This is a genomic window from Collinsella sp. AF23-2 (assembly GCF_003459245.1).
GTDB lineage: Bacteria > Actinomycetota > Coriobacteriia > Coriobacteriales > Coriobacteriaceae > Collinsella.
This window is the reverse complement of the sequence record NZ_QRVG01000023.1, coordinates 12,751-36,154: the sequence shown is the minus strand read 5'-3', so window position 1 is coordinate 36,154 and position 23,404 is coordinate 12,751. Positions and strand designations below refer to the sequence as shown.

Annotated in this window: 16 protein-coding genes and 1 tRNA gene; 13 read left to right on the top strand and 4 right to left on the bottom strand. The window is 58.7% G+C overall.

The features are described from left to right. Positions 1 to 149: 149 nt before the first annotated feature. The 8 genes from acpS (at position 150) to DWY03_RS08475 (ending at position 11,762) form a co-directional block, all read left to right on the top strand. Complete coding sequence (gene acpS, locus DWY03_RS08510) at positions 150 to 689, top strand: holo-ACP synthase (RefSeq protein WP_117840455.1); 540 nt, start codon at positions 150 to 152, stop codon at positions 687 to 689. Continuing rightward, positions 690 to 2,306: an NAD(P)H-hydrate dehydratase gene (locus tag DWY03_RS08505; RefSeq protein ID WP_117840453.1), complete on the top strand. Its 1,617-nt coding sequence runs from the start codon at positions 690 to 692 to the stop codon at positions 2,304 to 2,306. It begins immediately after the preceding gene. A gap of 2 nt (positions 2,307 to 2,308) precedes the next feature. Next, positions 2,309 to 3,454, top strand: coding sequence for an alanine racemase (alr, locus tag DWY03_RS08500; protein WP_089573672.1), 1,146 nt, complete (start codon positions 2,309 to 2,311; stop codon positions 3,452 to 3,454). A gap of 8 nt (positions 3,455 to 3,462) precedes the next feature. Further along, positions 3,463 to 4,083 carry a uracil-DNA glycosylase gene (locus DWY03_RS08495; RefSeq protein WP_089573671.1) on the top strand — a complete coding sequence of 207 codons (621 nt, stop codon included), beginning with the start codon at positions 3,463 to 3,465 and terminating at the stop codon, positions 4,081 to 4,083. A 12-nt stretch (positions 4,084 to 4,095) separates the two neighbouring features. Further along, on the top strand, positions 4,096 to 4,602 hold the full coding sequence (gene tsaE / locus DWY03_RS08490) for a tRNA (adenosine(37)-N6)-threonylcarbamoyltransferase complex ATPase subunit type 1 TsaE (RefSeq protein ID WP_089573670.1): 507 nt from the start codon (positions 4,096 to 4,098) through the stop codon (positions 4,600 to 4,602). Beyond that, entirely contained in the window at positions 4,589 to 6,973 is a 2,385-nt protein-coding gene (tsaD, locus tag DWY03_RS08485) for a tRNA (adenosine(37)-N6)-threonylcarbamoyltransferase complex transferase subunit TsaD (protein WP_117840451.1), read from the top strand. The genes tsaE and tsaD overlap by 14 nt, the downstream gene beginning before the upstream one ends. 523 nt (positions 6,974 to 7,496) lie before the next feature. Then, on the top strand, positions 7,497 to 9,386 hold the full coding sequence (locus tag DWY03_RS08480; RefSeq protein WP_117840449.1) for a carbon starvation protein A: 1,890 nt from the start codon (positions 7,497 to 7,499) through the stop codon (positions 9,384 to 9,386). A gap of 183 nt (positions 9,387 to 9,569) precedes the next feature. Beyond that, positions 9,570 to 11,762, top strand: coding sequence for a hypothetical protein (locus DWY03_RS08475; RefSeq protein ID WP_158558643.1), 2,193 nt, complete (start codon positions 9,570 to 9,572; stop codon positions 11,760 to 11,762). 750 nt (positions 11,763 to 12,512) lie between these two features. Here the strand turns inward: DWY03_RS08475 and DWY03_RS08470 are convergent. The 4 genes from DWY03_RS08470 to DWY03_RS08455 all read right to left on the bottom strand — a co-directional run bounded on the left by DWY03_RS08470 (position 12,513) and on the right by DWY03_RS08455 (position 17,262). Then, positions 12,513 to 12,587, bottom strand: a tRNA-Gln gene (locus DWY03_RS08470). Between the two features lie 38 nt (positions 12,588 to 12,625). Next, complete coding sequence (locus tag DWY03_RS08465) at positions 12,626 to 13,531, bottom strand: peptidoglycan-binding protein (RefSeq protein WP_197032236.1); 906 nt, start codon at positions 13,529 to 13,531, stop codon at positions 12,626 to 12,628. 139 nt (positions 13,532 to 13,670) lie between these two features. Next, a complete protein-coding gene (locus tag DWY03_RS08460; protein WP_117774255.1) occupies positions 13,671 to 14,684 on the bottom strand; it encodes a polyprenyl synthetase family protein in 1,014 nt (337 codons plus the stop codon). Between the two features lie 127 nt (positions 14,685 to 14,811). Next, positions 14,812 to 17,262, bottom strand: coding sequence for a PTS transporter subunit EIIC (locus DWY03_RS08455; RefSeq protein WP_158549382.1), 2,451 nt, complete (start codon positions 17,260 to 17,262; stop codon positions 14,812 to 14,814). Positions 17,263 to 17,489: 227 nt separating this feature from the next. Between DWY03_RS08455 and DWY03_RS08450 the strand changes: the two genes are divergently transcribed. The 5 genes from DWY03_RS08450 to DWY03_RS08430 all read left to right on the top strand — a co-directional run bounded on the left by DWY03_RS08450 (position 17,490) and on the right by DWY03_RS08430 (position 22,881). Then, a complete protein-coding gene (locus tag DWY03_RS08450; protein ID WP_117840445.1) occupies positions 17,490 to 18,209 on the top strand; it encodes a GntR family transcriptional regulator in 720 nt (239 codons plus the stop codon). Between the two features lie 306 nt (positions 18,210 to 18,515). After that, complete coding sequence (locus DWY03_RS08445; protein WP_055252173.1) at positions 18,516 to 19,832, top strand: ABC transporter substrate-binding protein; 1,317 nt, start codon at positions 18,516 to 18,518, stop codon at positions 19,830 to 19,832. A gap of 87 nt (positions 19,833 to 19,919) precedes the next feature. Beyond that, positions 19,920 to 20,774: a carbohydrate ABC transporter permease gene (locus DWY03_RS08440; RefSeq protein WP_099432301.1), complete on the top strand. Its 855-nt coding sequence runs from the start codon at positions 19,920 to 19,922 to the stop codon at positions 20,772 to 20,774. After that, positions 20,774 to 21,613 (top strand): carbohydrate ABC transporter permease, encoded by an 840-nt coding sequence (locus tag DWY03_RS08435; protein WP_117584245.1) that lies wholly within the window; start codon positions 20,774 to 20,776, stop codon positions 21,611 to 21,613. The genes DWY03_RS08440 and DWY03_RS08435 overlap by 1 nt, the downstream gene beginning before the upstream one ends. A 68-nt stretch (positions 21,614 to 21,681) precedes the next feature. After that, a complete protein-coding gene (locus tag DWY03_RS08430) occupies positions 21,682 to 22,881 on the top strand; it encodes an ABC transporter ATP-binding protein (protein WP_117584246.1) in 1,200 nt (399 codons plus the stop codon). Positions 22,882 to 23,404: the final 523 nt, after the last annotated feature.

Genomic DNA, 23,404 nt, shown 5'->3' with positions numbered 1-23,404 from the left:
ACTTGAAGAAGGGGGAGGCCTCGCGGCCTCCCCCTTTTTTGTATCTCGGGCAATTTGTCTCACATAGTAGCTGTGTTTTATAACCCTCGTTTGTCGCATCTTCTGCGAACGGGCTACAATAACTTAGTCTGTGCGATATGGAGGTGAACATGGCTGAAGTTGGTATCGGCGTTGATATCGTCGAGATTTCCCGCATGAAATCAATTCTTGAAAAGACGCCGTCGTTTGCTCGGCGTGTGTTTACCGAAGAAGAGCGTGCGTATTGCGATGCATCATCGCGTCCCGCTGCTCACTATGCGAGCCGCTTTGCTTCGCGCGAGGCGGTGCTTAAAGCTCTCGGCACGGGTTTTAGTCAAGGTGTAGGTCGCAAGGATGTTTCGGTAACGCGTGATAAACTCGGCAAACCGAAGGCGCTGCTTTCGGGCCGTGCTCTCGAGATCGCTCAAGAACTGGGCGTTGTTGAGGTCGCTCTTTCCATTACGCTTACGGGAGACTTGGCCGTTGCGAATGCCATCGCGATTACCGAAGATGCTCGGCCTAAGCCAAAAGATGAAAAGGTGAGCACCAAGAAACGCGTTACGCAGACATTTAAAGAGGCTCGCTCTGTATTAGATGAGCTCGAGCAGCTGCAGAATTCAGCATTGACGGAGCACCTGGGCGATGCTTCGCAAGATACGCTAGGAGCATAGATGAAACCGGTTTTGAGTACCGAAGAAGTCGTTCGTCTCGAGGATATCATCGAACGCGAAGGGACTTCGAAGGCCGAGCTTATGGAGCTAGCGGGTGAGTTTGCCGCTAACGAGGTCTTGAAGCTCAATCCCGATCGGGTTCTCGTTTTGGTCGGTTTTGGTAATAATGGCGGCGACGGTTGGGTTGCCGCCGATATCCTGAGCCATAAGGGTGTGGACGTGGATATCGTTTCTCCGGTTGAACCGGATGAGATTCCTGCTGCTCTGGCACGTCATGTTGCTCGTCGTACTGCCGGCCGCGATGTGCACGTTTGCGTCGGCCCCTCGCGTGATGAACTCGAGGTTTTGATCGATAAGGCCGATGTTGTTGTCGATGCCATTTTTGGTACCGGTTTCCACGGGAATCTGCGTGTGCCGTTCTCCATTTGGATTCCTACGGTCAATGAATGCGCCGATTGTGTCGTATCCATTGATGTCCCCTCGGGCCTGAATGCAGAGACGGGCGTTGTTGATGACGGCTGCATTCGTGCCGAGCGCACGGTGACGATGATTGCGCCCAAGATTGGTCTGTATAGCGCTGATGGTCCTGAGTATGCTGGCGATTTGATCTGCGGCAATCTTTACGACCGTCTTGACGAGGTCATCGATGATGTCGACCACGCCGCCGAGATTGTCGAGCCCGGTGACTTAGTTGATTACTTTGCTCCGCTACCATCGAATATCGATAAGTATTCCCGTGGCTCCGTGCTTATTGTCGCCGGATCTGCGCAATATCCTGGTGCTGCCATTATGGCGGCCAAGTCTGCAGCTCGCGCGGGTGCTGGTTACGTGGCAGTCGCGGCTCCTGACGCCTGCGCCAATCTCATTCGCATGGCACTTCCTTCGATTCCGGTCTTTGCTATTCCGTCTGATTCCCGCGGCTCCTTTGGCGCCGCTGCGCGCATGACGGTGTGCGAGATCGCAAAGAAGTACAGCTGCGTGCTGTGCGGTCCCGGTATGACGACGTCTGCCGGCGCTATGCAGGTGGTTTCGGGCTTGCTCGAGCTTGATGTACCGCTAATTTTGGACGCCGATGCACTCAACTGCCTTGCTAAGATTGCCATTGACGGTATTGATAGTAACCCCGAGATGTATCGCCGCGAGCAGCCGTTGGTTATGACGCCGCACTATCGTGAGCTTTCGCGCCTGGTTGCCGGTGACGAGGTGAACGACCTTGGTACCGCGATTGCGGCCGCGCAGAAGGTTGTCTGGGCTGCAGGCTCCGACAATCTGGTGGTCATTGCCAAGGGGCCGACGACGGCTATCTGTGGCGTTGAGCGTGTGCTGCTGCCGCTCTCGGGTCCGGCTTCTCTGGCAACTGCCGGTTCGGGTGATGTTCTCGCGGGTATTTTGGCCGGCACGCTTGCCACCATGCGCGACGAGATGGATCGTTGGGAGTTGCTGTATTCGTACGCCGTCGCACTTCACAGCTACGCCGGTTTTGCCGCGGCGACGGAGTATGGTGAGAAGAGCGTCATCGCGACCGATCTTATCGACTTGATCGGTCCTGCCATGGAGCTGGCGGCAAAGGATGCGCTCGAAGATCTGGGAATCATGGACGAAGGGTCGGATGACTAATCATGAATAAAGCCGATTTGACGCGCTGGTCCTGGGTCGAGATCGACCGCGGGGCGCTCCGTCGCAACACGAGGGCCTATAAGAACTTGTTGAATCCGCGTCAGCGCCTGTGCTGCGTGGTCAAGGCCGATGCTTATGGTCATGGAGCTGTTGAGTGTGCCAAGATCATGTATTCGGCCGGTGCCGACATGTTTGCCGTGGCGACGGTTAACGAGGGCGTTGGGCTCCGTCAGGGCGGGATTACTAAGCCCGTCCTGATTCTAAGTGAGCCGCCTATCGAGGCTATTCCTGCATTGCTCGAATTCGATATCATGCCCTCGGTCTATACGTCCGATTTTGCTCTTGCGTATGGCGAATGCGCCGTCGCGGCGGGCAAGGTGGGCAAGTACCATCTTGCCATCGAGACGGGCATGAATCGTATCGGTGTTCACTACACACAGGTGCTCGACTTTGTACGCGGCATCAGTTTCCATCGCGGCATCCAGTGCGACGGCGTATTTACGCACTTTGCCACGGCCGATGAACCTTCGGGTTGGGACTACAAGCTGCAGTGCCAGCGTTTTACCGAGGCCGTTCAGGCCATTAAGGACGCAGGTTTTGAATGCGGTATCGTGCATTGTGCCAATACGCCGTCCTCGATGCTCGATTCTTCAATGCACTTTGACATGATTCGTGCCGGCATCGGTTTGTATGGTCTGCAGCCATGTGAGCTGAGTGGTCGCGTGATGCAGCTTGATCCCGTCATGAGCGTCCACGCGCGTGTGACGCGCGTGGCGCATCCTGCGATGGGCGAGGGCGTGGGCTACGGCTTTACCTACCGCGTACCGCGCACGCGCGTTCAGATCTGCACCCTTCCGATCGGTTATGCCGATGGCCTTTCGCGTACGCTTTCCAATCGTATGGACGTGCTGTATCGCGGCGAGCGTGTGCGTCAGGTGGGCAATATCTGCATGGACCAGTTTATGGTCGCCATTCAGTCCAACCCGGCGCATGAGATTCCCGAGGCCGAGTATGGTGACGAGATGATCATTGTCGGCCGCGATGGAGATGCCGAGATTACCATGGACGAGATGGCGCGCCTACGCGGCACGATTAACTACGAGGTCGCTTGCGGCTTTGGTATGCGTCTCGACAAGGTCTACGTGTAGGAGTCGCTATGGGCGTCATGCACATCCCCGGCCATAGCCATCAGGCGCCGCGTGAGGTCGCACTCGAGGAGATCGAGGCCGTTCTGGGCGATTGTCACCTTTGCCAGCTTTACCAGTCGCGCCATAACATCGTGTTTGGCGTGGGAAACCCCCACGCTCGCGTGATGTTTATTGGCGAGGCGCCGGGCCGCAATGAGGATTTGCAGGGCGAGCCCTTTGTGGGGGCGGCAGGCGAGGACCTCAACGGCATTTTGTCGCTGGCGGGGCTCAAACGCGAAGACGTCTACATTGCCAACGTGCTTAAGTGCCGCCCGCCGGGAAACCGCAATCCGCGTCCCGAGGAAGTGCTGGCTTGCTCGCCATTTTTGCGTGAGCAGATTCGAAGCATCTGGCCCGATATTATTGTGACGCTCGGCAACCCCGCGACGCACTTTGTGCTAAAGACCGAGATTGGCATTACTAAGCTGCGCGGCAGGTTCCACCAGATGGGGCATTTTGTGGTAATGCCCACGTTCCATCCGGCAGCAGCGCTGCGCAATCCGGCGTGGCAGGAGCTGCTGGAGGAAGACTTTAAGATGCTGGGCGACTATCTGGAGCGACATCCCGCGCCAGAGGACGCCTCGGAATAATAAGGAGCATATATGTCCCTGGAGCGCCTGGGGGTAGGTACTTACAAAACGACTTGCGCTGCCGATACGGAGTACTTTGGCGAGCTAATTGCACCGTGCCTTGAGGACGGCGATGTGCTCATCCTGACCGGTGGCCTGGGAGTGGGCAAAACTCACTTTACCAAGGGCGTCTCGCGCGGGCTGGGCGATGGGCATATGGTTACGAGCCCTACGTTCGCCCTCATGGCCGTTCACGATCAAGGTCGTATTCCGCTGTTTCACTTTGATCTATACCGCCTGGAGCATGCCTACGAGCTCGAGGATACGGGCATTTTCGATGTGCTGGGCTATGAGGGTGCTTGCCTGCTGGAATGGGGCGAACAATTCCAGGACGAGCTGACGGATGAGTATCTTTCGGTGACGCTCAGGCGTGATGAGGGCGACAGCGACGTGCGAACGATAACGCTTGAGGCGCACGGTGACCGCGCAATGGAGCTTTCCCATTTGATTGATAAGGCTGTACAAGATGAGCTTGCATAACGACAACGCGCTGGTGGTGGCGCTCGATACCTCGACTGACATGCTTGCCTGCGCGGCAAGCTGGATTGATGGGCAGACGGGTGAGACGAAGCTCGTGAGTGGCGACCACATGTGTCGCCGTCACGCCAACGTTGAGCTCGTGAATACCGTTGATGGCGTGCTGGCTCAAGCCGGTCTGGATCGCAGCGATGTTGGTTGCTATGTGGTCGGCCGCGGCCCGGGGTCCTTTACGGGTGTGCGCATCGGCATCTCCACTGCCAAGGGCCTCGCGCGTGGTGCCAATGTTCCGCTGCTGGGCGTGTCGACGCTCGACGCTTGCGCTTGGACGGCGTGGAAGGCTGGCGTGCGCGGCAAGCTTGGTATCTTGGCCGATGCTATGCGCGGTGAGGTATATCCGGCGCTGTATATGCTGGTCGATGAGGGTCCCGAGCGTCAATTTGAGCGCGAACACGTGGTCAAGGCCGCCGTGGCGCTCGATGAGTGGCGCCAAGCAGCGGACTGGGGCCAGGTTCAGCTGACCGGTGACGGTCTCGTGCGCTATGGCAAGCTGCTGGGTGAGGACGAGGCCGCCCGCTGCGTGGAGCGCGACCTGTGGTGGCCTTCGGGCGAGGGCTTGCTGCTCGCGCACGCTGCGGGTGACGGCGATCCGGCCCGCGTCCTGCCGATTTACACGCGCCTTTCGGATGCCGAGGAAAACGAGCGCAAGCGTCTTGGTCTTGCCGAGAGTGCGCAGAGTGAAATTACGGGCGTGGCCGATGAGCTTGCCGGTCGCCATCTGCAGTTCCGCCCCATGGGTGCAGCTGATGCCGAGGGTGCGAGCGCGCTGGAGGCAGCCTGCTTTGAAGGCGCCGGGCACGAGGCGTGGACCCCGAGCATGTTCCTGTCCGAGCTGGGTCAGGACGTTGCCGCTCCGCGCAGCTGGTGGGTTGCTCACGATGACGGCCAGCTCCTGGGCCTTGCCGGCGGTATGGTTGTCGATGGTGACGTGCAGATCATGGACGTTGCCGTTGATTCGGCGCATCGTCGCGAGGGCATTGCACGCAAGCTGCTGTCGCACGTGAGCTATGACGCCCAGATGCTCGGTTGTACGACGGCCTCGCTCGAGGTCGAGGACGGCAATGAGGGCGCGGTTGCACTCTATGCCGCCCTGGGCTTTACCGAGGCGGGTCGTCGTCGTGGCTACTACGGTGCCGGCAAGGACGCCATCGTCATGACGGCGCCGTTGCCCCTCGTGCTTCCGGTCGATAACGCCTCGCCCGAGCCGACGGCAGCCGAGCAGCGCGTATGGCCCCTGCCTGCGCCCAGGCGCTCTGCCGAGGAGCGTGTCGAGATTGAGCGTCGTCGTCTTGTACTCGCTATCGAGAGCTCCTGCGACGAGACGGCGGTGGCGATTATCGATGCGGACGGCAATATGCTGGCCAACCAGGTGTCGACGCAGATTGATTTTCATGCCCGCTTTGGCGGCGTGGTGCCCGAGATCGCCTCGCGCAAGCATGTTGAGGTGATTGTGAGTGTCGTAGATGCGGCGCTTGAAGATGCCGCGGCGTCGCTTGGCCTTGAGGACGGGGCGATTGCGCCAAGTGAGCTTGCCGCCGTGGGTGTGACGCAGGGTCCGGGCCTGGTGGGCGCGCTCGTGGTTGGCGTCGCCTTCGCCAAGGGCTTTGCGTATGCTGCCGGCAAACCGCTTGTGTGCGTCAATCACCTTGAGGGCCATCTGTTTGCCAACCTGCTGGCGCAACCCGACCTCAAGCCGCCGTTTATCTTCACGCTTGTCTCGGGCGGGCACACCATGCTCGTGCATGTGAAAGCGTGGGGCGACTACGAGGTGCTCGGTGAGACGCTCGACGATGCCGTGGGCGAGGCCTTCGACAAGGTGGCCAAGGCGCTGGGTCTGGGCTATCCCGGTGGCCCCATCATCTCCAAGCTGGCCGAGACGGGCAATCCCCGCGCGATCGATTTCCCCCGTGCGCTTAACAGCAGGGGAGACTATCGTTTCTCGCTTTCGGGCCTTAAAACCGCTGTGACACTCTACATCGAGCAGGAGACCAAGGCCGGCCGAACGATTCACCTGCCCGACCTGGCGGCTTCGTTCGAGGCGGCGGTCTTTGACGTGCAGTACAAGAAGGCCAAGAACGCGCTGCATGCTACCGGATGCAAGGAGTATTGCATCGGCGGCGGCGTCTCGGCTAACCCGCATCTGCGCGAGATGATGATTAAGAAGCTCGGACGTCAGGGTATTCGCGTGACGGTGCCACCGCTTTCGGCGTGCACCGATAACGCTGCCATGATCGCAGAGGTCGCCCGCCGTAAATTCGACCGAGGTGAAATCTCTCCGTTCGACGTCGACGCCGACCCGAACATGACGCTGTAGTCGTGCTTGTGCGGTCCCCGACCGGAGGGGCCGGATATAAGGTTTCCTGCTCTACAGTCCTGCGCAAGACGAAGGCCACATTAAGTGGCCTTCTTTGCGTGCGGAACTCGCGATAAAGTTCATATGCGCCGCCCGGCTCCCGCGGCTCTCAGTGGCATCTCTCATGCAAAAACTGTCGTGGGGTAAAGTCCGAGGTCAGTGGCGTTTTATACCGAGAAATCCAAAAAAGTTGAAAATTCATTACAAATTTGCGTTGACTTTAGGTAACTAAAGTTTCATACTCCTTTTCAACCACTGGGGGATGTGAACACGCACGGATAGTTCGCATCATGATTGAAGAGGATTTCTTAGACATGTTCACGCATCAGCTAAACAATATCAGCGTAGTAATTATCTGATGCGGGTTAGCACATACAGCTAGCCCGTACGATAACGGGCGGCTGATGAAGATGAGGGCCGTCGAGCGCAACCGACGGCCCTCATTTTTTATGTCTGGGAAGTTCTTTTTAGAGGAGGAAATGTAATGAACGGAGTTTTGCTCATGGTTGTGGCCGCGGCGGTGCTCGCCTGCGGCTATCTGGGCTATGGCCGATGGCTGGCCAACAAGTGGGGCGTTGACAAAGAGGCCCTCACGCCGGCCAAGCGCATGAAGGACGGCAACAGCTTCTCGCCCGTCTCCGCCTTCACCGCGTTCTCGCACCAGTTCAGCTCGATCTGCGGTGCCGGCCCTGTCACGGGTACGATCGTCGCCATGGCCTTCGGCTGGCTTCCCGTCGTGCTCTGGGTCCTCGTCGGCGGCATTTTCTTTGGCGCCGTCCACGACTTTGGCGCCCTGTACGCTTCGATGAAGAACAACGGCAAGTCGCTCGCTCAGCTCATCGAGAAGTACATCGGCAAGACCGGCCGTCGCCTGTTCCTGCTGTTCTGCTGGCTGTTCTGCATCATCGTCATCGCCGCTTTCACCGACATGGTCTGCAAGACGTTCATGTTCACCCCGGCCGTTGACGCTTCTGGTGCTGCTACCGGTGCCATCGACTTCACCAAGTCCTATGCCGCCGGCTGCGCTGGTACCATCTCCATCCTGTTCACCTTCGTCGCTATCGCCTTTGGTTGGGCCCAGAAGAAGTTCAACCTCACCGGCGCTGCCGAGTTCGTCACCGGCGTGGTGCTCATGGTCCTCATGTTCGCCGTCGGTATGCAGTTCCCGGTCTACCTGGACAAGTTCCAGTGGTTCGCCGTCGTCATGGTCTACCTGGTCTTCGCTGGCGCTATGCCCATCCAGATGCTCAAGACCCCGCGTGACTACCTCACTTCCATCATGATGATCGTCATGATCGCCTGCGCTGTCCTCGGTATCGTTGTCCTGGGTGTTAACGGCCAGGCTACGATGACCGCTCCGGTCTTCACCGGCTTCTCTGGTGCCTCCGGCATGATGTTCCCGGTCCTGTTTGTCTCCGTTGCCTGCGGCGCTCTCTCCGGTTTCCACAGCCTCGTTTCTTCCGGTACCTCCTCTAAGCAGGTCGAGAAGGAGCAGGACGCCGTCAAGGTTGGCTACGGCGCCATGGTCGTCGAGTCCTTCGTTGGCATCCTCGCCATCATCGTCGCCGGCATCATGTTCTCCGACATGAACACCGCCGGTACCGGCGCCCTCAACGCCGGTGTCGCTTCCACCCCGTTCCAGATCTTCGCTGCTGGCATCTCCCGCGGTATGCAGGCCTTCGGCGTTGACGGCACGCTCGCTACCGTCTTTATGACCATGAACGTCTCCGCTCTGGCCCTGACCTCGCTCGACGCTGTCGCCCGCATCGCCCGTACCTCGTTCTCCGAGTTCTTTGCCCAGACTAACGACGCTCTGGCCATCGAGTCCAAGGCCGGCTACATGAAGGTCCTCGGCAACCCCTGGTTCGCCACGGTCGTTACCCTGCTTCCCGGCCTCGCCCTCGCCTTTGGTGGCTATGCCAACATCTGGCCGCTCTTCGGTGCTTCTAACCAGCTGCTCGGCGGTATGACCATGATCACCCTCGCCGTGTTCTGCAAGTGCACTGGCCGCAAGGGTTGGATGCTCTACGTGCCCGTCGCCTTCCTGCTCTGCTGCACCTTCACCTCGCTGGTCCAGAGCGCCATGGGCTGCATGACTGCCGTTCAGCAGTTTGGCTTCTTCGGCACCATCCCGGCTACTGCCACCACGGCTGCCGTTTCCGTCGCCGCCACCAAGGGCCTGCAGCTCGTCTTTGCCGTCCTGCTGATGGTCCTGGGCCTTATCGTTGCCGTCAACTGTCTCAAGGAGTTCTTCGGCAAGGAGGCCGGTTCCATGCCCGACGAGGAGCCCGAGTGGTCCGAGATGGGCAAGGCCGAGTACGGCCGCGCCGCTGCCGCCGAGGCTCCTGCCGACGCCGAGGCTGTCAAGGCCTAGTCAGCTTGATGGACTGACCGTCCCATCCATATGACTCGGAAAGACCGGGTCCGCAACGACGCGGACCCGGTCTTTTTTCTTGCGAGAACGGGTGATGCACGGGCGTCCTCGCAGATGTTTTGCGTGGATAGGCTCGCGCGTTGTACCATAAGGACGTATATGTGTGCATATGAAAGGGGCCCCGTGGCCAAGACGGTATATTCCGATAACCAAAACAATGTCGATGCATTGGCCGAGCGCCTGAGCAGCCAAACATCGCTTTCTGCCGAGCGGGCAAAGCTGGTTGCCTACGACCTGCTCTGCCGCAAGGCACTCAAGATTAAGTCGAGCGCGCTGGCACAGATTTTCCGCTCCGTCGATAAGGAATGTGACACCAAGGCGATGCGCGATGAGCTCATCGCGGCAAAGATCGTTACCAAGATCGAGGGCAGCGGCATTAACGGGCGCCCGGCGTTCTATACCATCAATGTCGAGATCCGCGATGCCCAGGAGCAGCCTGCCGAGTCCGTCGAAGATTTTGTCGTCGAGGATTCCGCTGACGTGCCTGCTGTGGAAGAAGCTGCTCCGCGTGAGCATGTCGATACCGATGAGTTGCTCGATGAGAACGTCGTGCGCGCCTTTACGGCCAAGGCAGGACGCGGCGGTTTTGGCGGAGGTGGCAAGCGCGATGCGCAGCGCCGCGCCCAGCAGGAGCGCTTCCGTCGCGCCGTTGCTCAAAAGGGTGAGACGGATGCCGAGGCTGTTGAGAACGAGGTTGCTGCCGAGTCGCAGAGGCCCGCGAAGGAGCAAAAGCCCGTGGAGGCCCAGGAGTCCCAGCGTCGCCGTGGTGCCCACTTTAAGGCTGCGCAGCAGGATGTCGCGCATGAGGTTGAAGAGCCTTCCGAGGCTGCAGACGATGTTGAGGAGTCTGCCAAGAAGGCTCCGGGTTCATGCCGTCCCGGGCGTGGTTTTGCGAGGCGCGCGTATCCCGTAAGGCGTCAGGAGAAGGGCGAGCCGGCTTCGACCGCTCAGGCCGAGAAGGCCGAACAAACCGAGAAAACCGTTGAGTCGGCGGCTCGCGAGCAGCAACCTTCCGAGTCGCAGCCTGCGGCTGACACTGAGGTCAAAGCTCAACAGACCGCTGATAAGCAGGCGGGGGAGAGCGCCTCAGGCAAGCCCCGCCGTCGTCGTCACCGCGGCGGTCGTGGCTCAAATGCCGAGGCCGCGGCCGAGAAGACAGCGACACAAAACGGAGATGAGAAGGCCGAGACTCCGGTGGATCAGGTCAAGCGCCAGCCGGCGAAGGAGGCCAAGTCCGATCGTCCGCAAAAGCGCTCGTCTGCGCCCAAGCAGGAACGTAATACCCGGGCAGATTCCAAGCGTAAGCCTCATGCACAGGCTGAGCCTGCCGCGGCTGATAGTGCTACCCAGCAGCCCGAGTCGGCCGTCCACGGCGAGGTATCGGCGTTTGCCCTTGCCCGCGTTTTGGGCAGGCAGCTGCTCAAAGTTGTCCCTACGCCTACGGCGCTCTCTAAGATCAAGGAGCAGCAGACTCAAATTGTTAAGGTCGAGGGCAAGGACGGCAAAAAGGCGCCGCAGCGCACTCAGCACAACGAGATGTCCAACCGCAAGATTGCCGAGGAAATCGCAATCATCCAGGCTTGGATCGAGCAAAACCGAGGTGCCGATACGCCGGTTGCCTCGCGCCGCCAGCGTGCCTACCAGATTTTTAACGACGAGAAGGCTTTTGACGGCAAGCACGGTGAGCGCCTGATAAGGCGCATGACCGAAAAGGGCATCAGCATGCAGGCGATCAAGGTCGCCCCCAACCGCCCCGTGCACTTTACGGGTTTCTTTACGCTGGGCGCCGATAAGCCGTTCATTATGGTCGAGAACCTGGACACCTATGACGAGATCGTCAGGCTGCTGCGTGGCCGCAAGCACGCCAAGCTCTTTGGCATCAAGGTGGGCGGCGTGATTTTTGGCGGCGGATGCAAGGCGAGCGTCTCGCATGCCCTGGACGATTATCTGGCTGAGATCGGCTATCGCTTTAACTACGTCTACTACGTGGGCGATATCGACCGCGAGGGCGCGCGCATCGTCGAGCAGGCTCGCAATGCCAATGTGGTTGAGATTCGTCTGCATGCCGGCATGTACCGCGCCATGCTCGCCGAGCATAAGCGTCGCGTGAAGGCCGGCGGCGAGTGCGAGCCCGCGGCTGCCAACCAGGGCGTGCCGCAGAACTTGGCGGCGACGATCAAGGATCTGCCCATGGTCACGCGCGTGCAGTTCCGCAATGTGCTACGCGAGGGCGGGCGCATTCCGCAGGAGATCCTGATGACCGCCGACTATCGGGATGGCGACTCGGGAAGCTTCGACCGCATGCTGAACAACTAAATTCCGCTCTCCCGGGGCCTGTCGTGGCTTGGCCGTTGCATGCGGCTCGTTTTTCGGAACGGGGCTGACGGACACGTTCCGAAATCTACCACCGTCGCTGTGCAGGGTGTCTATAAAGAGCCGTGGCCAAAAAACATCAAATATGAGTACTGATACTCTTTTAGTAGCAGTAATTTTGACCACATTTAAGGTGATTTGACGTGTCGATCGAGCAGATAAGCTGCCGTATCTCCTCAAGTGTTCATTAAAGGAAGACCTTGATGCGAATAAATCTCATTAAGATCTTCTTTTATTAACGAAAATAATGTAGCTACAACGGTAACAGTACTCATATTTGCCGTTTTTTGGCCACAGTCCTTCGGAGGGTCCTCGAAAATAGTCCCGAGCCGGCACTTGGGGACGTTCCTATAATGCCGGCACTTAGGAGCGTCCCCAAGTGCCGGCACCGCGTCTGCCTGCGGCGGCCGCGCCCCGCTGCGTCGCTCCGCATCCTTGCGGGTTCGGATTCCTCCGCTTGGCGGCGTTGGCTCGATTTGCTTGACGTGAGGGGCTCTTGGCTGGTGTGGGACGGAGGGATTCCGCGTCTGCCTGGTCGGCGGCCGCGCCCCGCTGCGTCGCTTCGCTCCTTGCGTGCTGCGCTGGAAAACGCTTCGCGTTTCCTCAGCTCCGCACCCTTGCGGGTTCGAATTCCTCCGCTTGCCCACAAGAAAGCGCCCTGGGCCGTTATGGGCTTAGGGCGCTCAGTTTTAATGGCTGGGACGGAGGGATTCGAACCCCCAACAGCCGGCACCAAAAACCGGAGTTCTACCGTTGAACTACGTCCCAATGTGTGGTGTTGCCCAAAAGCAACTCGTCTAGTTTACCTAATCTGCGAGGGCATCGCAAACGCCGTCGAGTAGGCGTACGGCGAGCGTCTGCGCGTCGCTGGCCGTGAAGGTGCCGTTGTAGCGCGTCATGCCCGTGAGCTCAATGCGAATGCGAGCCGGCTTCTGCTGCGCGGCGACATTGGCGGTGCGGATGCGCTGGGCCAGGTTGTGGCACTCGGCGAGGGCAATCGTGGCGCGTGGCGCGGCGTCGGCGGGCAGCTCGTCGCTTGCGATCTCGAGCACCAGGTCAACGTCGGTTGGGACCTCGGAGTCGCAGAGCATCATGCCGCTGTTGTCGGTCGTTGCCGTGGCGATGTTCCACATGCGCGAAGCAACGCTGCGTGCGATGGGGTCCTCACCGATAACGGCGATCTGGAAGCGCTCGAGCACGTTGGCGGCGCGAGCAAAACCGATGCGGGACTCGGCTTCGGTGACCGAGGGCTTGCCCTCCCACACATGGTGCAGGCGGTTGATGTAGGCGTAGGTGTCTTGGAAGGCCATGCCGTCGGCAAACAGGCCGACATTTTCCTGGAACTGCTGCAGGGCGGCCTCGGTATGCGGACCAAAGTAGCCGTCGTCTTCGCCACAGGCAAAGCCCAAAACGTTGAGAGCGCGCTGCAGGGCCTGCACATCGGCGCCATGGAAATTGGGCATGCGCAGATACAGAGTGCGGTCGCCCAGCTTATACGAGGCGTCGACCAGGGCGCTCCAACAGGGGATATCGACGGCATGACCGGCAGCAAGGCCGCTGTCGAGCCTGAAGGTGCTGACGGCCTGCTCGGTGGTGGTGCCAAAGCGCTTGTCGGCGACCTCGTCGGCATCGATGGTGTAACCGAGCTGCAGAAGGCGGGACTGAACATCCTCGACGGCTGCTCCCTGCATGCCCGTGGTAATAGGTTCCATGAACGAACCCCTTTCGGCGTACGATTCGTACTATTTTGAGCGCGTGTCGGATAGACAACGCGAGACAATGCATAAACATGCACTCAACAGTGTAGCAACTTGTACCCAAACGCGCTGCCCACAGGTTTTGTGACCCCCGCTAGTTGAGGCGCTCCACAAAGAAATCTGCCATGGAGAGGAAGAGCTCGCGCGCATGCGGGTCGAGCTCGACGCCTTCGATAGCGGCCTTGGCCTTGGCGGTCAGGTCGAGCGCATAGTTGTGGGCGAAATCGACAGAGCCGATCTGCTGGAAGATTTCCACGGCGCGCGCGAGCTGCGCGGGGTCCTCGGTGCCCGAGGAAAGGATTGCCTCGACCTCGTCGTGATGGCGCTCATCAGACAGGGCGTGCACGGCAACGAGCGTGCGTTTGCCCTCGGTGATGTCGGTGCGGAAGTCCTTGTTGGCGGCCTCTTTGGTGCCGACCAAGTTGAGCAGGTCGTCCTGAATCTGAAAGGCAAGGCCGGTGTGCAGGCCAAAGGCGCGTAGCGCCTCGACCTGCTCTTCGCTGCCGCCGCCGATAATGGCTCCGGCGGCAAGCGGCGTGGCTCCGCTGTAATACGCGGTCTTGTGCGTCGCCATGTCCAGGTAGTCATCAACCGAGATATCAAAGCGCTCGTCACGGACCCAACCCAGGTCAAGCGCTTGACCCTCGATGGTGCGGACGATCATCTCGGTAAGCTCGTGGAGCACACGCAGCTTCACGTCGGACTCGAGCGTGGGATCGTCGAGAACCGTCTTGGTGACCATGGTGAGCGCCAGGTCGCCACAATTGATGGCAAGGCCCGTGCCCTCGGTAAGGTGCATGCAGGGCTTGCCGCGACGAATCTGCCCGTTGTCGGCGATGTCGTCGTGGATGAGTGCGCCCGACTGAAAGTGCTCGATGGCCGCCGCGGCGCTGCGGGCGCTCTCAAAGCTACCGCCCACTGCGGTTGCGGCGAGCATGCAGATGAGCGGGCGGTGGCGCTTGCCAGCGTTTGCCGTAAATGCCGAGAGCGGGGTATACAGGTAACGCTCGATATCGGCGGAAGTCGCCTGTCCGTCAAAGAACGTGGCCAGATAGTCGTTAATCTGGTCAAAGTGCTGGGCTAAAAAGCTGGTAAACGGACTGGACACGGGTTCTCGCATTCTTTGATAGGTTGCATCGTTGCATTATGCAGACAACATATTGCCACATTAGGGCGTCGAGCGCGGCGGTTGAAGACGATTGGTCCATGCGGCCGCAAGTGCGGTAGGGGCTTGGCTAGATAAGCCCAAAGTGTTCGAGCGCGGTGACGACGCCGTCGTGGTCGATGCTGTCGGTGACATAGTCGGCCTTTTCCTTGAGGAAGTCCGGTGCGTTGCCCATGGCGATGCCAACGTCGACGGCGTTCATCAGCGAGACGTCATTGCTGGCGTCGCCGATGCCGTATACGGTTCCGTGGTGGGGATCGAGGGCGTCGAGTACGGACTGGATACCCTCGCGCTTGGTACATTCGCGAGGCGAAATCTCGGTCACTTCGAGCTCGAGCTCGTTAAAGCAGAGCAGCGGCTCAAACGCTTGATCCTGAGCGATGCGGTTGGCAAGCGACGTGGACATTAAGATCTTGTAGGCGCTGTAATGTTGCAGCTGCGTAATTGCATCGCCCACGGTGCGGGCGTATCCTGGGGCGTCGGGCGCATCGGCACTCATGCGAACGACGCCATTGAGTCCCTCAAAACGAATCACTTCGTCCGATTGCTCAAGAATGGGAGCAAGGCGCTGCAGCATGCCGGGCGTCATCGCCAAATCGCGAATCACGTGTCCCTCAAGTTCGACATAGCCACCCGCGAGGCAGACGATGCCGGTCCAGGGCAGCTCGAGCAGCTTTGGATGGATGCAGCTCAGCGTGCGCCCTGTGCAGATAAACGCCATATTGCCCTTGGCGACAAAATCACGGATGGCTTGCGAGACCGCTTCATTGGGATAGGGGGAGAGGTCTCGCTCGCTCTCGGGAAGCTCTTGTGCCACTCGAGGGTCTTGCCAGGCGAGTGTTCCGTCGATATCGAAGAAGCAGATATCGCCGCGCTTATGGGCTGCGCTGGCGGCAGGGGAGGCCGAGGTGGTGGACACAAATCCCGGCTCGAGGCCCATGATCTGGTCAAAATGCTCTTTAACGCGGGGAACGGAGATGCCAATAATCACCTGGGCGGTCTTGCCCGTAATGATGAGGCCCTTGGCGCCCACCGCGACAAACGACGCATTATCTGCAACGATGGAAGGGTCTGCGACCTCGACGCGCAGGCGCGTGGCGCAGTTGGTTGCGCCCACGATATTGCCAACGCCACCTAAAAGCTGAATTACCCGCTCAGCGAGGACGTGATCTTGATCGGATTGAATACTGACCTCGCCATTGGGAGATTGCTCTTTGGCAAAGCCGCTTCCCGTTAAACGATCGATTGCCGCGCGATTGGAGACATGATCCTCGCGGCCCGGCGTCTTAAGGTCATAGACCAAGATGAGTGCTCGAAAACTAACAAAAAAGATGAGGCTAAAGGCAAGACCGATACCGAGCGCCAAAAGGTAGGAGCCGGCATGCATTCGCATGAGTGGGATGAAGTTGAAGGCCGTCATTTCCATGAGACCGCCCGAGAAGATGCCGACGATGCCAAAGAAGTTCATGGTCATGGCAAGGCAGGAGGATAGGACGGCGTAGAGCAAAAAGAGTCCAGGATAGGTGAACATAAAGAGAAACTCGAGCGGCTCGGTGACACCGCAGACCACCGAGGCGACGATGGCGGGCAAAAGGATGACCTTAAGGCTGGCGCGGCGTTCGGGTTTGGCGGTGAAATAGAATGCTGCCGCGATGGCGGGAAGGCCAAAGAGCTTGCCCCAGCCGGTGGCGGTAAAACCTGCCCAGGGCGCAAGTTCATTTAAAGGGCGCGTGCTATGGGAGAGAATGGGGAGTAGGTTGGTCCACGTGGCGTAAATACCGTCGTGAATGACCAGATTGTCGTAATAGATGGGCATATAGAGCAGGTGGTGCAGCCCCATGGGCTCGAGTGCTCGCTCCAAAAACACAAAGATGCCCACGCCGAAGGGGCCGACGCCCGCAAGTGCGTGGCGCAGCGTTTCGGTCGCGGCGTATGCGAAGGGCACGATGGCGGCCGAGATGGCGGCAAGGGCAAACACGGCAAAAAAGCTGATGAGGTAGACCAGCGAGGAACCCGAGAAGGTGCCGAGCCAATCGGGAACCTTGGCATCGTAGAAGCGGTCATGGATGGCGACGACGGTTGCCGATACCGCCAGCGGGCCGATAATGCCGGTGTCGAGCGTCTTGATGCCGTCGATGACGGTGATACCGCTGGCGGGGGTCAAAGATGATGGGTACTTAAGCCCAAGGTTGTCTCCGCTCAGCTTAATGATCTCGCTCAAAAAGAAGCAATAGGCAAAATAGGCCACGAGTGCCTCGAGGCAGCAGCGTGCCGGTTGCTTTTGGGCAAGACCGATAGGCAGCGCTACGGCAAAAAGGAGTGGAAGGCGCTTAAAGACCGTCCACGAGCCGCGCTGGATGATGGTCCAGAAAACGTACCAAGGGGTTCCGTATACGGCGAGGTCGCCGACGATGTCTACGGTCGTGGCGAGGGCGGAGATGCCGACCATGAGGCCTGATATAGAAAACAGCATGGCGGGCGCGAACATTGCCCCGCCAAAGCGTTGGATTTTTTGCAGCATATTCTGCCTCTCGACCATAAGCCCGCCGTGTCTGCGGTGGAACGTTTAAACAATGAGTTAATTGTAGGGGAGTGAGCGTTCGCCGCATTGTTGGTTTTGATTCGAATCGATTGGAGCATCACGGGCGCCGTTGACAGTTAATAATCGGTGCTTTGCCGATAGACGGTTTAAACAACCCAAAGAAATGCTATCGTGCCTAGCCATACATATTCATTAGAGGTGAAATCATGCCAAAAGCGATTTACGAAGGAATCTACCGCGAGATCCGTTCGCGCATCATCAACGGGACCTATGCGTTTCAGGAGATGCTGCCAACCGAAGCCGAGCTGACCGCGGAGTTTGGCTGCACGCGCAATACCGTTCGACGCGCCTTGAGCATGCTGGCCGACCAGATGTTTGTGCAGCCTATACACGGTAAGGGCGTGCGCGTTATTTGGCTTAAGGGCGAAACCGACATGCTGGGCGCACTCGAAGAGGTTGAGTCGTTTGGCGAGTTCGCAAAACGCAACAATGCCGTCGCATCGACCGAGGTCAAGTCTTTTGAACATTTGATTTGCACTGAGCAACTCTCTCGTCGCCTGGGCTTTAAGGTGGGCGAGGAGCTGATTCGCGTAATGCGTGTCCGAAGCCTCAACGGCAGCGCGCGCCAAGTGGACCATGGCTACTTTTTGGCGTCGATCGCCAAGGGCCTGACCCCCGAGATCGCGGCGGATTCTATCTACGGCTATCTGGAGCACAAGCGCGGCGTCAAAGTGATGGCGAGCCGTCGTACGGTGAGTGTCGAGCTCGCCAACGATGAGGACTGCAGCTACTTGGACCTTGGCAAGTACAACTGCGTCGCCGTTATGGAGAGCCAGTCGTACACCTCGGACGGCATCTTGTTCGAGGTCACGCATGCCCGCACGCATCCCGAGATCTTCCACTACCGCGTCAACTCCAAGCGATAGCCGGCTAGCTCGCAGCCTGACGAGACTCATGCCCTCAAAGCGAAAACGCCCGGTCAAACCGACGATGCATCGGCTTGATCGGGCGTTTTCTCTGCATTCGATAATAAATAATTGTTTATACAAAACTTGTCAAGTATCAAGTTGAAATTACCGTTCACCGAAGTTTTTCTACCGCTCTAGTAATACTTGTTCAAACAACTAGCCAAATAGCGTATTGTACAAGTCAGCAAAAGGGGCAAAGTCCCCGAGCCAATCTCCGAAGGCGGCGGCAAAGGGTGCCGCCACGGTGTGAAAGGGTGGATTGTAATGAAGAACGAAATGAGCAGAAGGCAGTTCCTGGGCTTTGCTGGTTCCGCGGCTGCGGTTCTTGGTCTGGGCCTCGTGGGCTGCGGTGGTTCTGCCGGCTCTGGCTCCTCTGCTTCCGGTGACGCTGCCGAGGTCTACTTCCTCCAGTTCAAGCCCGAGGTCGACAAGGAGTGGAAGGAGATCGCCAAGGCGTACAAGAAGGAGAAGGGCGTCGAGGTCAAGATCGTGACCGCCGCCTCCAACACCTACGAGGAGAAGCTCAAGTCCGAGATGTCCAAGAGCTCCGCTCCGACGCTGTTCCAGGTCAACGGCCCCACCGGCCTTAAGAACTGGAAGGACTACTGCGCCGATCTTTCCGACACCAAGCTCCGCGGCGAGCTCATCGACGACTCCCTGGCGCTGCAGTCCGACGGCAAGGATCTGGGTATCGACTGGGTTCAGGAGAGCTACGGCATCATCTACAACAAGGAGCTCCTCGAGAAGGCCGGCTACAAGGCCGAGGACATCAACTCCTTCGACAAGCTGAAGGCTTGCGCCGATGACATCCAGGCCCGCAAGGACGAGCTCGGCGTTGACGGTGCCTTCACTTCCGCCGGCATGGATGACTCCTCCAGCTGGCGCTACACCACCCACCTCGCCAACCTCCCGCTCTACTACGAGTTCGAGAAGGAGCACAACCAGGAGGACGACGAGATCAAGGGCGAGTATCTCGACAACTTTAAGCAGATCTTCGACCTGTACATCACCGACTCCACCTGCGATCCTTCGCAGCTCGCCTCCAAGACCGGTGACGACGCCACCAACGAGTTCGCAACCGGCAAGGCCGTCTTCTACCAGAACGGCTCTTGGGCCTACGCCGACCTCACCAAGGCCGGTATGACCGACGACCAGCTCGGCATGCTGCCGATCTACATCGGCGTCGACGGCGAGGAGAACCAGGGCCTGTGCTCCGGCGGCGAGAACTACTGGTGCGTCAGCTCCCAGGCTTCCGAGGATGCCCAGAAGGCCACCGAGGACTTCATGTATTGGTGCGTCACTTCTGACACCGCCACCAGCATCATCGCTGACAAGATGGGCCTGACCGCCCCGTTCAAGAGCGCTAAGGAGACCACCAACGTCTTCTCTCAGCAGGCCGTTGCTATGGCCAAGGACGGCAAGAAGACCGTCGCTTGGGACTTCGTTTACATCCCCTCCGAGGAGTGGAAGAAGAACCTCAAGCAGGCTCTCATCGCTTATGCTGCCGACAACACCAAGTGGGACGGCGTCAAGAACGCCTTCGTCGATGGCTGGAAGACCGAGAAGGCTGCTTCCGAGTAAGCAGTTGCTGCCCAAGCTATCTGATTAGCGACAGGGGGCGGGCAGACGTAGGTTTGCCCGCCCCCTGCATATTGAAAGGACCCTTCTATGGGCAAAGCACTCAAGCGCTGGTGGCCGCTCTTTATGCTGCCCACGTGCCTGGCGTTTATGATCGGGTTCGTGATTCCCTTTATCCAGGGTTTCTATCTCTCGTTCTGCCAGTTTATTACCATCAATAACGCGCACTTTGTCGGTATCGAGAACTACGTGCGCGCACTGACCGACCCGCAGTTCTCCACGTCGTTCTTCTTTACCGTGGCGTTTGCCTTCCTGTCGACGGTGCTCATCAACGTGATCGCGCTGGCCATTGCGCAGGCGCTCACTCGCAAGGCGCTCAAGGGCACCAACATCTTCCGTACGATTTTCTTTATGCCTAACCTGATTGGCGGCATCGTGCTGGGCTACATTTGGCAGATTCTGATCAACTGCCTGCTCTCCAACGTGGGCGCCCAGCTCATCGCCCTTAACTCTGCTGCTGGCTTCTGGGGCCTTATCATCCTGACCCTGTGGCAGCAGGTCGGCTACATGATGATCATCTACATCGCCGGTCTGCAGTCCATTCCGTCTGATTACATCGAGGCCGCCAAGGTCGATGGCGCTACGGCATGGCAGACGTTTTGGAAGGTTAAGATCCCCAACCTGATGCCGACCATCACCATCTGCCTGTTCCTGTCCATCACCAACGGCTTTAAGCTGTTCGACCAGAACCTCGCCCTTACCGGTGGCGCCCCGGCGCACTCCACCGAGATGCTCGCCCTGAACATCTACAACACGTTCTATTCGCGTGCTGGCATCGCATGGCAGGGCATCGGTCAGGCCAAGGCAGTTATCTTCTGCATCCTGGTTGTCGCTATTTCTATGATCCAGCTTAAGGCCACGAGGTCCAAGGAGGTGCAGCAGTAATGAAACGCGATAAGGCTATCAACCGCGCGCTCTCGATCTTCTTTACGATTCTGTCGCTCGCATGGATCTACCCCGTGTTCATGATTGCGCTCAATTCCTTTAAGAAAGCGACCGCAATCAGCACCACCACGGCGTTCGATCTGCTCACGCCTGAGACGTTCAACGGCCTCGCAAACTACGTGCACGCTCTGAACGAGCAGGGCTTTGCCTCGGCGTTTATGTACTCTCTTATCATCACGGTCACGTCGGTCGTGCTGATTCTGGTGTGCTGCTCCATGTGCGCTTGGTACGTGGTGCGCGTCAACAGCAAGATCTCGAACTTCTTCTATTACCTGTTCGTCTTCTCGATGGTCGTACCGTTCCAGATGCTCATGTTCACGCTGTCCAACCTCGCGGACCGCATCGGCTTTAACACGCCGTTTAACATCTGCTTCATCTACCTTGGTTTTGGCGCGGGCCTCGCGGTCTTTATGTTCGCCGGCTTCGTCAAGAACATCCCGCTCGAGATTGAGGAAGCGGCCATGATCGACGGCTGCAACCCGGTCCAAGTGTTCTTTAAGATCGTCCTTCCCATTATGAAGCCCACCTATCTTTCGGTCGGCATCCTCGAGACCATGTGGGTCTGGAACGACTATCTGCTGCCCTACCTTACGCTCGACTCCACCAAGTACAAGACCATTCCTATCTTGATCCAGTACTTCCGTGGCGGCTATGGCCACGTCGAGCTCGGCCCCATGATGGCGTGCATCATGATGGTCGTCATCCCCATCGTCATCATGTACATCTTCTGCCAGAAGTACATCATCGACGGTGTGGTGGCAGGTGCCGTCAAGGGCTGATGCCGTAACTGTTTTGCAAGTTTTGGCGGCGCCTCTCAGCGCGGCGCCGCGTATCGAAAGGTAAAGACATGGCCGAGATCGTTCTCAAACATGTTCAGAAGGTGTATCCCAACAACGAGTCAAAAAAGAAGGGCTTCTTTGGCAAAAAGAAGAAGACCGAGGAGAAGAAGCACAACCTCAAGGTTACCGAGGACGGTGTGCTCGCTGTAGAGGACTTCAACCTCACCGTTCACGACCAGGAGTTCATCGTCCTCGTTGGCCCTTCTGGCTGCGGTAAGTCCACGACGATGCGCATGGTCGCCGGCCTGGAGGACATCACCTCCGGCGATGTGTTCATCGATGGCAAGCGCGTCAACGACGTGGCGCCCAAGGACCGCGACATCGCCATGGTGTTCCAGAGTTATGCTCTGTACCCCAATATGACGGTGTACGAGAACATGGCGTTTACGCTTGAGCTCAAGAAGGTCCCCAAGGACGAGATCGACCGCAAGGTTCGCTCCGCTGCCGAGATCCTGGGTATTACCGAGTACCTCGACCGTAAGCCCAAGGCGCTCTCTGGCGGCCAGCGCCAGCGCGTCGCCATCGGCCGCGCCATCGTGCGTGACCCCAAGGTCTTCCTGATGGACGAGCCGCTGTCCAACCTGGATGCCAAGCTTCGTAACCAGATGCGCGCCGAGCTCATTAAGCTGCGTCACGAGATCAAGGGCACCTTCATCTACGTTACCCACGACCAGACCGAGGCTATGACCCTCGGCGACCGCATCGTGGTCATGAAGGACGGCGTCGTCCAGCAGATCGCCACGCCGCAGGAGGTCTTCAACCATCCCGCGAACATCTTCGTCGCCGGCTTCATCGGCGTGCCGCAGATGAACTTCTTCGATGCCCAGCTGGTGCGCTCGGGCAACGGCTTTACTGTCAAGACCGAGGATATGAACGTGGCGCTCGCCCCGGAGACTTGCGCTCAGCTTGCCCTCAACTGGGACGGCGGCGACGTGAAGGAGATTACGGCCGGCGTGCGCCCCGAGCAGATCCTGCTTGCCGACAAGGGCGAGGAGGGTGCGCTCCAGGGCACCGTCGAGGTGACCGAGCTCATGGGCTCGACCGAGCATGTCCACGTGACCGCTCCCGACGGCCAGTTTGTCCTGATTATCCCCGTCGTCGACCTCGAGGCCAAGGGCGCGCTCAAGGCTGGCGACCCCATCTGGTTCAAGTTCGAGAAGAACGCGACTCATCTCTTCGATAAGGTGTCTGGCAAGAACCTTATCTAGGCCCGGTGCATCCAGGCCCTCCCTTTGGGCGACTGCGGCTTTGCCATCCTTTTGCCGCGGTCACATATAAGGCTCCCCTCCCGTCCACTGGGCGAGAGGGGAGCCTTTCCTTATGACGGGGTTGTCTGGTCGGTCGTTTGTCTTGATCTGTAACAGGTGGAGGTTCGAATTGGGTTTAGATGTTACAGAACGAGATTGAGTTGAGCCGCCTGTCCTTCCATCTCGATCTATAACACGAGAGGCTGATTTCGGCAGCTACCTGTTACAGAGCGAGATTGTTTTAGCCAGCTTATCCATTTGTCTCGATCTGTAACAGTAAGGGCGGATTTCGGACGTTAGATGCTACAGATTGAGATAAACCCTAGGGAAAGGACCGGTTTGTCTTGATCTGTAACAGGTAGGACCGTTTTCGCCGAGTAGGTGTTACAGATTGAGACGATTTGGTCGAGGCGGGCCACGGGTACGCACGGGCGCAAAAAACGGAGCCGTGTTGCCACGACTCCGTTTCTCAAGAGGATGGATA